The sequence below is a fragment of the Campylobacter sp. CCS1377 genome (genome assembly GCF_040008265.1).
Classification (GTDB): domain Bacteria; phylum Campylobacterota; class Campylobacteria; order Campylobacterales; family Campylobacteraceae; genus Campylobacter_D.
In genome coordinates this window covers 24,755-37,467 of record NZ_CP155620.1, presented here as the reverse complement: position 1 = coordinate 37,467, position 12,713 = coordinate 24,755, and the positions used below count along the sequence as shown (strand labels likewise).

Sequence of the window (12,713 nt, the reverse complement as noted above, 5' to 3'; positions counted from 1 at the left end):
ATGATTTTTTCATTTAAAATCTTTCAAAGCATCTATAAAATCTTTTATATTGCTTACTTGATCTTCTACCCAATCTTCTATACTATAATCTTCATCACATTCGCTATCTTCATTATAATAATCTCCCCCTTCAAAGTCAGCAGGATCATCATAGAGTTCCATTTCTATATGTTCTAATTCAAATTCCAAATCATTTATAAAATTGCTAAGATTTGTGCTATTAAATGTCCTTTTGTCATATTCTAAAATGGCGATTAAGTTAGGTGGTAAAATAGCTTTATATTTTTCATCGACTTTTAAATTGCCATTTTCCACTAAATTTTTATATTCATAGCTTAAGATGCTACTTATAAAAGCTCTTCGCTCGTATTTTTTAAACCATCTAAAGCACCTTTTAAATAACTATCATTTTTAAGATAGTATTTAAATACTTCTTGTATATCTTTATCCAATAAATTTTTATTTTTCATTATCTTTCCTTATAATTTATTTTAGCAAAGTAAATTTCTATTCCCTCATTCACTCTCATTGGCCTTTTTTATAGCATCGTTTAAAAGCTTGGAATATTCATCATGATATTTACCCAATAAGTCAAAATCTTCTTCTCCATCAATTTCACAATGAGAAGAATCATATGCTGGTAAATTAAATTTCTTTCTGATTTGTTCTGAAGTCATTGCTCCTGCATCTTTTAAAAGTTTTTTATTTCTAGATCCTTTTGCATCATCTAAAGGGGTTCTTGGGGTAGCAAAATTTACATTGGCTCCAAGTTCAATTAAAAACTGTGTAACCCTATAGGTTTCTGCTTCTTTTACAGCTTCAAATAAAAGGGTTTCATTGTATTCACTCTCTTGAATAAGTCGGGTTTGCATATCCACATTAGCTCCTCCTTTAATGGCTAGTTCTAATAATTCATAATTATTGCGTCTAGCCCAAAAATGCATAGGAGTCCAACCAAATGATCCTTCATCATGCACTTCAAATTTAGCCCCACGATTGACTAGATACTTAATGATATGAGAGTTTGGATTATCAGCATTCAGTATATAATAATAGATTAAAGCGTTTCGACAAATAATGTTGCTTTCTTTTGCTTTTTTTATTAAAATATATTTATCATTAGCTTCTTTGATGTGTTTCATATCAATAAGAACAAAATTATATTTAGGATCTTTTAAACTTAAACCATACTCATCAAATAAATAATCTAAAATAGAAAAATCATTATTGTTTTCTTCACAAGCAAATGCAGCCCTTATTATTAAGTTAAAAGGATCAAATAAAGGGAAGTCTCCATCTTTATCTTTGATATTAAGCTCATAACAAGATATTTTTACAGGATAATCTTTTAAAATATCTTTTACCTTAGCTAAATCATTATCATCTATAGCTTCAAGAACTAAATCTTCTAACTCATCTTTTTGTTTGTAATTCATAGCTTTGATATCTTCTAGTTTTTCATTTGTTTTTCCTTTCTTATGATATTTGTTTGATAAAACCTAACCTTAAAACATTTACACAAAACTAATCTTATTTTGCTTAATCATTCTGGCACGATTGATAAGAGCATAAAGGGCTTTACTTTCATCATTTAACATTCTTTCAAAAGTTTCACTGTATCTATCCCCATCAAACTCAATACTTTTCCATTCTATAATCTCTGCTTTAGCATTAGTGATAAAAGAAATGTATTTATCTCTTTGTTTATCGTGTTTAATACCTGCTCGCATTGGTTTAAGTGCTTCATCATACCAAATCACTTCTAGATTTTCTTCTTTGATGATTCTTAGTGCTACTTCTTTTCTATTTTGCATTGAATAGTCTTCATTTACGCTAAAATATTTTTGTTTATAATTCATCTGTAACATTTTATCAATGGCTTCTTTTTCACTATCAAAAGAATACTTAAATTCAACACCTCCCCTTTCTCCAATATAAACAGCTTCGTATTTATGATTGTTAGGATTAAACCAAATTGTAAAATGATATTCTCCTGCTGTAACATCATAATCACGCCAAGTTACATAAAACAACTTTTCTTCTTTTATAATTAATTCTGCTTGTTCTCTTGTCATTTTTTATCCTTTATTATGACAAATTTTAGTTTATCCAAATTATCTTTAAAACACTATTTGCTTTAAGACTATAAAATTACCCTTTGAAAATTTCACAATCAATAAGGAAATTAATGTTTGAATGGATATTTAGCCCTGATGCTTGGCTTACTCTTATCACGCTTGCTGCACTTGAAATTGTCTTAGGTGTAGATAATATCATCTTTTTAGCAATTTTAGTAAGCAAACTTCCTGCACAACACCGCGACAAAGGAAGAATTTTAGGTCTTGGTTTTGCGATGATTACTAGAATTTTGCTACTTTTATCACTTTTTTGGGTTATGAAACTCATCAATCCCTTATTTTCAATCTATGTAGGTGATGTATCAAAACTTAGCGAAGTGGCTGTAAATTCTATAGTTTTTGGGACTTCGTTTTTTGCATTTTTTGGCGGAGGTATTCCTGATTTAGAAACTTATTGGGGTGAAATTTCAGGAAGAGATTTGGTGCTTTTCTTTGGGGGATTGTTTTTAATTTTTAAATCCATCAAAGAAATTAAAGATGAAATTTTACACAATCATAGCGAAGAGGAAAATATTAACCATATCAAAGTAAGCTCTAAACTTTGGGTGGTGGTGGCTGAAATTGCCATTATTGACATTGTATTTTCCCTTGATAGTGTAATTACTGCTGTAGGTATCGCTCAAAATATCGAGATCATGATTATTGCTGTGATTTTAGCTGTTCTTGTGATGCTTTTTGCTTCAAAACCTATTGCAGATTTTGTGGAAAAATATCCTAGTATTAAAATTCTAGCTCTTGCTTTTTTGATTATGATAGGCGTTGTTTTAGTTTCAGAAAGTTTAGATTTGCATTTTGGAAAAGCTTATATTTATGTTGCAATGGTATTTGCTTTGGGGACTGAAATTCTAAATATCATTGCAGCTAAAAAGAAAAAACAGATTAAATAATCTGACTTTTTGAAAAAAATCCTTCTTGGGCGAATTGATGACAATTTTGACAATTTGCCCTACTTTTCACTTTTGTCGAGTGAAAAACTTCCTCTGGTATTTTGCGGTGTGTTCTTTTATAAAAATTATAATTTGTTATAGCTATCTCATTTACATTTTCATTTTTTAAATTCGCTTTAAATTTGGTATTAAATTCTTCCATTGAATTCTTTTCCAAAAAAGACAAAATCGCTTTTCTATCCATCTCGTCCAAACTAGCATCATCTCCAAAATGATTTTCCAAATTATTCATGATATTATTCCACGCTTTTTTGGGTAATAAATAAGAAACATAAGCTATATGACAAGAACCGCATTCTTTTTGATAAATGCTATAATCTTCGTTTTGCATATAGGAAAAATCATATTTTAAATCTTTAATACCGATAATTTGATTTTTGGGATAAAGCAGATAGAAAAACAAGGCAATAAAAAACAATAAAAAACTTGCGAAAAATATTTTTTGAAAAATATTCAAAGATACACTTTCGTTTATATTTGTATTTTTGTATCCATGTATCATAGAGTCTAAAGCATCGGCTTTATTGTAAAATTTATCTATCAAAACACCTAAAATGTGAATCACTACAACAAATACAAAAAAATTAACAAAAAATTCATGCAAATCTTTAATATATGAAAATACATCATATGTAAAATACAATTTTGCAAAAAATCCCGCTCTTTCTTCAACACCTAAAGCCAACATTCCGCTGATAAAAATCAAAATTCCCAAAATAAGCATTAATATTATAGCTATACTTGAAGCTGGATTGTGTCCTATATGTTTTTCTTTTATTGCTAAAATAGAAAATAAATATTTGGCAAGTCCTTTGAACTGAAAGTCTTTAAACAAAGAATATTTTGTCCCCACAAAACCCCAAATAATACGAAAAGCGATAATAGCAAAAAACAACACGCCCAGCAAAGCATGGTAATAAAACAAATTATCAAAATCTGAAAATAAATACGATAAAAGAAAAGTAACAATCAATAAAATATGTAAAAAACGATTTACAAAAGTCCAAATATAACTCTTAGTCATTCATTCTTCCATAATTTGGTATATAAACATCTTCATCATTATAAATTCCCTTATCTGCTTGTTTATGACATGCGCTACATCTTGCCAAAGATCCCACTTCTTTTTGCTCTATTAAGTGTTTTGGAATTTTTCTATGTTTTTTCTGCAAATAAGGAATTTGCGTCAAAGAAGTATAAACTACACCATTTTGGAGAGAATTAGTGATTTTTATGCTTCTTTTATAATTAGATTTTTCGCTCGAATTTTCCAATAAATATGCCAAAATTTTCCTTGCATCATTTTCATCTAAACTTGCATTGCTTCCATAATGATTTTCTAAATTATCCATTATGTGTTGCCAAGAGCTACTAGGTAAAAGCCCTGGCTGATAAGCAAAATGACAACTTGCGCATTCTTTCTTATACAAATCATTATTTACAGGAGCCACATCAGTTGTATAATAATTATAATCTTTCGCATTTAAAATACCAACAAACACAAAAATAACAAATAAAAGCTTTTTCATAATCCATCCTTATTGTTTTATAAGATAATAAAGCACATCACCTTTTTCTATAGCGCTTCCTTCACGCAAATACACATCTTTAAAATTTCTTTTAAGCCATTTTTTCACTTCTTTAACATCGCTAAGTCTGTTTTTATTTACACTTGGCGCTAAAGGTGCTATGGTTTTATTTGTAAAAATATTCGTAGCTTCCTTTGTCAAATCAGCATTATGACAACTCTGACAAGAAATCAATTCACCATTTTTGCCTTTATTTTTAGTGCTAAAAATAATTTCACCTCTCTTAGCATCAAAATCAACAAAACTAGGATTTTCACTTTTTGCTTGATTTTTCAATTCATTAATGTATTCTTGCATAGCTTGATTAAATTCGCTTGAAAACAAATATGAATTTAACACCAAGATTAAAAATATTTTTTTCATACCCTTGCCTTTATTGTGGAATTAAAAAGGTAATTTTCACTCAAATAGTGTGAATTATATGTGAATTTTATATAAATAAATAAAAATATTTTTTAACTATTTTATATATTTATATAAAAAATTTAAATTATATTTATAATAAATCAAAAAATTATTTTTGCTTTCCGTCTATAATAAATCAAAATTTCTCTTGACTTTTGAAATATTTTTATATACAATATTGCTTTTATTTTTATCGGGGTGTAGCGCAGTCTGGTTAGCGCACTTGGTTTGGGACCAAGGGGCCGAAGGTTCGAATCCTTTCACCCCGACCATTTTCTATAAATTTATACAAAATGGTGAGTGTAGCTCAGTCGGTTAGAGCATCAGATTGTGGTCCTGAGGGTCGTGGGTTCAATTCCCATCACTCACCCCATCAGCGCTCGTAGCTCAACTGGATAGAGCGACAGACTTCGGATCTGTAGGTTATGGGTTCGATTCCTATCGGGCGCACCACCAAAATTCTTTATATGCGTTCATAGCTCAGCTGGATAGAGCAACGGCCTTCTAAGCCGTAGGTCAGAGGTTCGAATCCTCTTGGGCGTACCACTTTTGCGGATGTGGTGAAATTGGCAGACACGCCAGACTTAGGATCTGGTGCAGCAATGCGTGAAGGTTCAAGTCCTTTCATCCGCACCACTTTAAATTCCTTTTTTATACTTAAAACATTTATAAAGCCATTATCGCTTTAAATGGTTTAAAAAAATAGCTCTAATTGCCAAAAACAAGAGCATTGTATTTACTCTTAAAAAGTATTATTTCAAAACAAATTTTAAAGGATAAAAATGAAAAAAATTATCTTCACTATGATAGCAATTGCATCTTTTTTGCAAGCAAAAAATTTAGTCATTTATGAAAGTCCAACTTGTGGATGTTGTGATCTTTGGGCTCAATATATGCAAAAAAATGGCTATGAAGTTAAAACAATCAAAACCAATGATTTTTTACAAATAAAACAAAATTTAGGTATTAAAGAAGAATACCAAAGTTGCCACACGGGAGTAATTGATGGTTATGCCATAGAAGGACATGTGCCACAAAGTGCAGTGGCGTGGCTACTTGAAAACAAGCCTAAAGGAGTGATTGGAATTTCAGCGCCAAATATGCCACAAGGAAGTCCTGGAATGGAGCAAGGTCATTATGAAAAATATCCTGTAATTTTGATGAAAAAAGACGGAAGTTACGAACTTTATGACTTTTTTATAGGTGATAAAGCTATCTCTTCATTTTAAGCAAAACAAAGCCAAATTCATCTACATATCTATCATAAATTTGAAAGCCTAATTTTTCATAAAATTTCAAGGCTTTTTCATTATCAAGATTAACTTCAACCTTATCAAGCTCAAAATGAGTGATTGCAAAATTTACGAGGCTAGTGCCGTAATTTTTGCGAAAAAAATTTGGGTGGATAAAAAGCATTTGAATGCTTGTTTGATAAAAGCCTAAAAAGCCTACAAATTCATTATTTTCATAAATAAATAAAAACTCAATGCGTATAAAAGCCTCATCGCCATTTAAATATTGTTTGATTTTACTTATATCTTCTTCTGTTAAAAAATGATGACTCGCTCTAACACTTTGCTCCCAAAGCTCTATCAAAGCATTTTTAAGCTCTGAACTTAAACATTTAAAATGCCTAATGCGCATTTTATAAGCAATTTTATCTTTAAAGCCCGCTTCTTCAAAGCCTCTTAAGCGAAGCAAGCAACTATCGCATTCCCCACAAGCTAAATCTTGACTTTCATAACATGACCAAGTAAGCTCTAAAGGCACATTTTCACTCAAAGCCAAAGCGACAATTTCAGCCTTTTTAAGATGAACAAGCGGGGTTTTAATCTGAGTTTTAAAATCCTTGCTCGTGCCTTCATTGATAAATTCTTGCGCCTTTTGGATAAAGCTTTGCGTGCAATCAGGATACCCACTACTATCTTCTTCTACTACGCCGATAAAAATACTTTCACAATTTTCTTTTTCGGCTAAAGATCCTGCTATACTTAAAAAAATTCCATTGCGAAAAGGCACATAAGTAATAGGTGGGGTATCGCTTTTATTAAGTTCATTTTTAGGGATATTTATATTTTTGTCTGTTAAGGCATTTCCACCAATATTAGCTATAAAACTTACATCTAAAATATAAGATTTTTCTACTTTTAAAGCCTTGCAAATTTGTTTAAAACATTCTTTTTCTTTTTCTTGTGTGCGTTGATTATAATCAAAATGTAAAGCAATAATTTCATAACCTTGCTTTTTAGCCAAATAAGCACACAAAGTGCTATCCATACCCCCGCTAATAATACAAAGTGCCTTTTTGCTCATTTTTTATCCTTTTAACAAATACTTTTTAAATTTGTAGCTAAACCCCCAAGCGAAGTTTCTTTGTATTTTAAATTCATATCCTTGCCCGTTTCATACATAGTTTTTATAACCTCATCAAGTCCTACAACAGGAGTGCTTTTTCGCGTCATTGCCATTCTAGCTGCACTTATGGCTTTTATAGCCCCAAAAGCATTTCTTTCTATACAAGGAATTTGCACCAGCCCAGCTACTGGATCGCAAGTTAAGCCTAAATGATGCTCCATAGCCATTTCAGCAGCATTGCAAGCCACATTCGCCTTTGCTCCTAAAACCGTTGCCATAGCACCTGCTGCCATTGAACTCGCACTACCAATCTCTGCTTGACATCCTGCTTCAGCACCACTTATACTTGCATTTTTCTTATAAAAAGAGCCTATAAGCATAGCGGTGAGTAAAAAATCAATCGCCTTTTCATCATTAAAACCCACGGTATGATTTTTAAGATAAAGCATCACAGCTGGCACAACCGCACAAGCTCCATTTGTAGGTGCAGTAACAACCCTAGCACCACTTGCATTTTCTTCAGCAATTGCTATAGCATACAAAGAAATAAAATCAATAATCCCCATAGGATCCGTAGTCATTGCCACGCGCTCATTTAAACCTTTTGCACGACGCTTTAAATGAAGTTTTCCAGGAAGATAATCTGAATTTGGATGAATTCCATTATAAAAAACCTCTTGCATCACTTCCCAAATTTCTAAGCAATACGCCCTAATTTCTTCTTTGGTAAAAAACTGCAACTCATATTCATAAGAAAGCTTTGCTAAATTCCAGTTTTTTTCTTCACAAATTTTTAAAGCATCTTTAGCATTGTTGATATTAAGCTCTAAGGGTGTATGCACAAATTCATCTTGCCCTTCTTGGTGTTTTTTTAGCTCAGCCTCACTCATCACAAACCCACCGCCAATAGAATAATAAATTTCTTCTAAAATCAAACCATTTTCTTTATTAAAAGCACTAATTTTTAAACCATTTTCGTGCAAAGGTAAAAATTCTTTTTCAAAAATCAAATCCTTTTCATAGTCAAAATCAAGCTCTTTTATCCCATCTAAAAGCAAAATCCTTTTCTCTAAAGCACACTTAAAAACCTCATCTTGCAAACTCGCGTTTAATTCTTTAGCTTTTAAGCCACTAAGCCCCCATAAAATAGCCTTATCGCTTAAATGCCCTTTACCTGTTAAAGATAAAGAGCCATAAAGCTTAATTTCTATTTTAGAAATTTCATCAATGCGAGTTTTAATTTTTTCACAAAACATATTACCCGCCAATAATGGTCCCAAAGTATGAGAAGAGGAAGGACCAACACCGATTTTAAATATACTTAAATTACTACCCATTAAAAAGCCTTAAAAAGTATAAATCACGGTAATTATAGTTAAAATTCCCGTAATAAAAACAAAAGCATCTAAAGCTTTGTTTTGGAATTTTTTCATTTTTGAAACCGTATAAATTGCAATAATTGGCATTAAGAACAAAATTGCCGCAATGATTGGACCACCCAAACTTTCTATAAAACCCAAGATACTAGGATTAATATAAGCAGTGATTAACATGATCACATACATCGTTAAAGTTGAATAAATCGCAATCTTTTTTAAATTTGGATTTTCATTGCCCGCTAATTTACAACACTTTCTAACTATACCATAAGCACCCTCTCTAGCACCAAAATAATGTCCAAAGAACGAACTAGAAATTGCTAAAAATGCGATTAATGGACCACCATAAGAAATAAATGGATTATCAAGCTTATTAGCAAAATAAGAAAGCACAGGTATGTTTTGCGCTCTAGCTTCAGCAAGTTCGGCTGGAGTTAAAGAAAGCACACAAGATACCACAAAAAACATAACAAAAGCAAGTAACATTACAGAGGTTCTAAGCAAAATTTGATTTGCTTTTTGTACTGAATTTTCAGGATATTGTCTTTTTACACTTAAAGAAAAAGTAGAAATTGCTGGTGAGTGATTAAAAGAAAACACTAAAACCGGCAAAGTAAGCCATACTATAGTGATAAATTCTTTCGCTCCAGGTACTGCACTAAAACTCTCAAAAGACCAATAAGGGATAAGATATAAAGAAAATGCAAAAAGTATAGCGCATAAAGGATACACAAGCCATTCACACACTTTTGTGATTAATTCTTCACTAAAAAGCATAATAAGCATAAAAATACTTACCAAAATAAAGACCAAAAACAAACGGTAAACAGGCAATAAACTTACCACAGTTTTTCCTCCAACATCCGCACTTACTTCATACATAGCACGAATGACATCCGAAAACACACCTTCTGAATTTAAAAGGGGCAAAAATTGATGATAAATAAAACTTTCAAAAGTATTAGTTATACCCACACAATACGCCAAACAAATAGGAAAAATAGCAAAAAAATAAAGAATAGATATAAAAATACTCACTTTTCTACCAAAATACTCTTCAGCCGCATGAGTGATATCCTTATCATTACCATTTGCTTGACATACAAAACGACTTAAAGCTCTATGGCTTAGATAAACCATTGGAAAAATAATAAAACACATTACAACAACAGGCCAAAAACCACCCACACCGGCCTTAATAGGCAAAAATAAAATCCCCGCACCAACTGCTGTCCCAAACAATGAAAGCATCCAACGCGTATCAAAAGAATTCCACTTCATTTAAACTCCTAAAAATTAAAAATTAAATTATACCTTGATAAACTAAAAAACTCTTTTGATATTAATCATCTTGATTTTTTATTAATCGTGACAACAAAATCATACTTAAAAGCATTATTACAAACGCTTTTCAAGTAAAAAAGATAAAATCGGTCTTAAATTTAGAATTTATTTTTTATATGCCATAATTTAAACCACATTCATTCTAAGGAGAAATCATGAAAAAAAACATTGTTTTTTTTGAAGTTAGAGGCGGAAGTGATAAAGGTGAAGATGGCTATAGAAAAGATACTATGCCTATGGTAAATGCTTTAAAATCCAAAGGTTGGAATGCTGAAGTGATATTTTTCGAAGTAGGCAAAAAAGATGAAATTTATCACTATGTAAAAGAAAATTTTGATGGTTATGTTTCACGCATCAATCCTGGCAATCTTAAAGAAGAAAATGAATATTTTGATATGTTAAGAAAGCTCTGTAATGATGGACTTGTCGGTATGCCTCACCCTGATGCAATGATAGGTTATGGAGCAAAAGATGCTTTAACCAAACTAGCAGACACCGATCTTGTGCCAAGTGATACCTATGCTTATTATGATATTAAGACTTTCAAAGAAAATTTTGTCAAAAGCTTGGCTAAAGGCGAAAGAGTTTTAAAACAAAATCGCGGCTCTACAGGCGAAGGAATTTGGCGTGTGAGTGTTGAGAGTGAATTTAACGGCGATAGTGTACCCTTGAATGCAAAAATCAAATGCACCGAAGCAAAAGATAATCATGTTGAACACAGAGAACTTTGTGAATTTATGGACTTTTGCGAGCAATACATTGTAGGCGATAACGGTATGCTTGTAGATATGAGATTCTTGCCACGCATTAAAGAAGGAGAAATCAGGCTTTTAATGCTTTATAACACTCCTGTAAATGTCGTGCATAAAAAACCTTCTGAAGATGCAGATGCTTTTTCTGCTACACTTTTTAGTGGAGCAAAATACCGCTATGATAAGCCAGAAGATTGGAAAAATTTAGTGGATATGTTTTTAAGTGAACTTCCTAAAGTAAGAGCTAAACTTGGAAATTATGATTTACCACTCATTTGGACAGCTGATTTCATTTTAGATACTGATGAAAATGGCAAAGATAAATATGTCTTAGGCGAGATAAATTGTTCTTGTGTAGGCTTTACTTCGCATTTAGAATTAGCTGATGATGTCGCACAAAACATTATAGAAATAGTCAGCAAAACAAAAAAATAATGGAGGCTTTAAGCCTTCCCTTAAGAGATGAAAAATTCACTCACGCTTTCTTTATTTTCATAAGCTTTGCTAGTATAAATTTTATCTTTAAAGCCTACTTGGTATTCTTTATCGCTTTGTGTTTTTGCGTAAGTTAGTGCTATTTTTAAAGCAAGCTCTAAGTCTTTTTCATCTGCATTTGCGCTAAGTAAAGAATAAGCACCGATTAAATCTCCAAGTTTAATTTCTTCATATTTGTCGGTTTTTAAATTTCTTAAAAGCTCGTTTTCTAATTCATTTCTACCCACTATCATTTTAGCACCATTTGGTAGTCTTAAATGGCGGCCGTATTTTAAAAGTTGGGCGTCATTTACCTCCATATCTTTGTCAAATTCTATAAAATCGCGAATTTTCTTAGCAAAACTTTCAAGTGTAAGTAAGCACCCACCACCAGGGCTTTCAAAGTCCTCAAAACCAAATTTAGCTACAAGTTCAAGTTGTCTTTTACGGCTTCTTCCGCTTATATTTTCTAGTTTGTCTCTATCCACCCAACCCTCTCTTTCAGGCTTTGTAAGGGGTAAATTTTTAGCACACATAGGACGAAGGATTAAATCCTCTTCATCAAGTGCGAGTTTTTTAACTTTAGCCATCGCATCACTTCTTTGACTCATAGGACGTTGGCCTAAAACTTCGCCTGTTATAATAAAACTTGCATTTTCGCTTTTTAGCATAGCTAGTGCAGTTTTAAACATAAAAGCATGGCAGTCTATGCAGGGATTAAAATGCTTTCCATAGCCGTATTGTGGATTAAAAAGCACTTTTTGTAAATACTCATTTCTTACATCTATCACTTCAAAACTTGCCCCAGCTAAAGCCGCTCTTTTTGCCATAAGTTCGCTTTTATCACTTGTAGCGCCAAAGCCTATGTTTATGTTTATCGCTTTTACTTCTATGCCTTGCGAAGTGATGAGTTTTATAGCAAGCATGCTATCAAGCCCGCCACTAAAAAGTGCTAATGCTTTCATTTTGTTCCTTAGTTTTATAAATCAATCAATTTTAAACTCGCGATTATATCAAATTCCACACGCCATCGCCAAACATTTTCGGCATATCCTTGCATTTCTCTTTCGGCATCTTGCGCCTCTTGCGGATTTTGTTTAGCCCATCGAAGTGCTTTTTTAAAAGCCAGAATTTCATCAATAGTATAATACCTAGTCTCATCAAGACTTCTTTTATCTTGGTCTTTAAAAAAGCAATGAGCGCACGAGTGTCATTTAATTTTCTTGTATTTAAGTGATTTTGCTTTGTGTTAAGCTTGGCACAAATTATAACAAAGATTTTATAAAACGAAAACCAAATCAAAGGTATCAATACTTTTTTCTTATAATTT

14 protein-coding genes, 5 tRNA genes and 1 pseudogene are annotated in these 12,713 nt (G+C 31.8%); 8 read left to right on the top strand and 12 right to left on the bottom strand.

Features of this window, described 5'->3' with window-relative positions; all coding sequences use genetic code 11:
- Positions 1-9: 9 nt before the first annotated feature.
- The 4 genes from AAH949_RS00205 to AAH949_RS00190 form a co-directional block, all read right to left on the bottom strand.
- On the bottom strand, positions 10-315 hold the full coding sequence (locus AAH949_RS00205; protein WP_134238213.1) for a hypothetical protein: 306 nt from the start codon (positions 313-315) through the stop codon (positions 10-12).
- Between the two features lie 32 nt (positions 316-347).
- Entirely contained in the window at positions 348-470 is a 123-nt protein-coding gene (locus AAH949_RS00200) for a hypothetical protein (RefSeq protein ID WP_279586252.1), read from the bottom strand.
- 45 nt (positions 471-515) lie between these two features.
- Complete coding sequence (locus tag AAH949_RS00195; RefSeq protein ID WP_348518626.1) at positions 516-1,436, bottom strand: ankyrin repeat domain-containing protein; 921 nt, start codon at positions 1,434-1,436, stop codon at positions 516-518.
- 78 nt (positions 1,437-1,514) lie between these two features.
- On the bottom strand, positions 1,515-2,075 hold the full coding sequence (locus AAH949_RS00190; protein ID WP_348518625.1) for a hypothetical protein: 561 nt from the start codon (positions 2,073-2,075) through the stop codon (positions 1,515-1,517).
- 113 nt (positions 2,076-2,188) lie between these two features.
- Here AAH949_RS00190 and AAH949_RS00185 point away from each other — a divergent pair, with 113 nt between their 5' ends.
- Positions 2,189-3,025, top strand: a complete 837-nt coding sequence (locus AAH949_RS00185; RefSeq protein ID WP_134238208.1) for a TerC family protein — start codon at positions 2,189-2,191, stop codon at positions 3,023-3,025.
- Here the strand turns inward: AAH949_RS00185 and AAH949_RS00180 are convergent.
- From AAH949_RS00180 to AAH949_RS00170, 3 genes are read right to left on the bottom strand one after another with little or no spacing between them, the layout of a single operon-like run.
- Complete coding sequence (locus tag AAH949_RS00180) at positions 3,018-4,109, bottom strand: cytochrome b/b6 domain-containing protein (protein ID WP_348518624.1); 1,092 nt, start codon at positions 4,107-4,109, stop codon at positions 3,018-3,020. The two genes, AAH949_RS00185 and AAH949_RS00180, sit on opposite strands and share 8 nt — an antisense overlap.
- Complete coding sequence (locus AAH949_RS00175) at positions 4,102-4,614, bottom strand: diheme cytochrome c (RefSeq protein ID WP_348518623.1); 513 nt, start codon at positions 4,612-4,614, stop codon at positions 4,102-4,104. Before AAH949_RS00175 ends, AAH949_RS00180 begins: the two co-directional genes overlap by 8 nt.
- 9 nt (positions 4,615-4,623) lie before the next feature.
- Entirely contained in the window at positions 4,624-5,037 is a 414-nt protein-coding gene (locus tag AAH949_RS00170; RefSeq protein WP_348518622.1) for a DUF1924 domain-containing protein, read from the bottom strand.
- Positions 5,038-5,273: 236 nt separating this feature from the next.
- On the opposite strand from AAH949_RS00170, the gene AAH949_RS00165 reads away from it, so the two are divergent.
- The 6 genes from AAH949_RS00165 to AAH949_RS00140 all read left to right on the top strand — a co-directional run bounded on the left by AAH949_RS00165 (position 5,274) and on the right by AAH949_RS00140 (position 6,308).
- Positions 5,274-5,351: transfer RNA gene (locus AAH949_RS00165), tRNA-Pro, on the top strand.
- 24 nt (positions 5,352-5,375) lie between these two features.
- Positions 5,376-5,452 (top strand) — tRNA-His (locus tag AAH949_RS00160).
- A 3-nt stretch (positions 5,453-5,455) separates the two neighbouring features.
- Positions 5,456-5,532 (top strand) — tRNA-Arg (locus tag AAH949_RS00155).
- Between the two features lie 16 nt (positions 5,533-5,548).
- Positions 5,549-5,625: transfer RNA gene (locus tag AAH949_RS00150), tRNA-Arg, on the top strand.
- 5 nt (positions 5,626-5,630) lie between these two features.
- Positions 5,631-5,715, top strand: a tRNA-Leu gene (locus AAH949_RS00145).
- Between the two features lie 146 nt (positions 5,716-5,861).
- Entirely contained in the window at positions 5,862-6,308 is a 447-nt protein-coding gene (locus tag AAH949_RS00140; protein WP_348518621.1) for a DUF411 domain-containing protein, read from the top strand.
- Here AAH949_RS00140 and AAH949_RS00135 read toward each other — a convergent pair.
- From AAH949_RS00135 to AAH949_RS00120, 4 genes and pseudogenes are all read right to left on the bottom strand, one after another.
- Positions 6,292-6,723, bottom strand: coding sequence for a GNAT family N-acetyltransferase (locus AAH949_RS00135; protein ID WP_348519161.1), 432 nt, complete (start codon positions 6,721-6,723; stop codon positions 6,292-6,294). The two genes, AAH949_RS00140 and AAH949_RS00135, sit on opposite strands and share 17 nt — an antisense overlap.
- Positions 6,724-7,392: pseudogene (gene queC, locus AAH949_RS00130) on the bottom strand (7-cyano-7-deazaguanine synthase QueC); the annotation flags it as partial.
- An 11-nt stretch (positions 7,393-7,403) separates the two neighbouring features.
- The gene (locus AAH949_RS00125) at positions 7,404-8,771 is read right to left on the bottom strand and encodes an L-serine ammonia-lyase (protein ID WP_348518620.1); all 1,368 of its coding nucleotides are present in this window, start codon (positions 8,769-8,771) and stop codon (positions 7,404-7,406) included.
- A 9-nt stretch (positions 8,772-8,780) separates the two neighbouring features.
- Entirely contained in the window at positions 8,781-10,094 is a 1,314-nt protein-coding gene (locus AAH949_RS00120) for an aromatic amino acid transport family protein (RefSeq protein ID WP_134238201.1), read from the bottom strand.
- Between the two features lie 218 nt (positions 10,095-10,312).
- Between AAH949_RS00120 and AAH949_RS00115 the strand changes: the two genes are divergently transcribed.
- Complete coding sequence (locus tag AAH949_RS00115; protein ID WP_134238200.1) at positions 10,313-11,344, top strand: Cj0069 family protein; 1,032 nt, start codon at positions 10,313-10,315, stop codon at positions 11,342-11,344.
- A 20-nt stretch (positions 11,345-11,364) separates the two neighbouring features.
- Here the strand turns inward: AAH949_RS00115 and AAH949_RS00110 are convergent, their stop codons facing one another.
- Entirely contained in the window at positions 11,365-12,348 is a 984-nt protein-coding gene (locus AAH949_RS00110; RefSeq protein ID WP_348518619.1) for an MnmA/TRMU family protein, read from the bottom strand.
- Positions 12,349-12,713 lie beyond the last annotated feature (365 nt).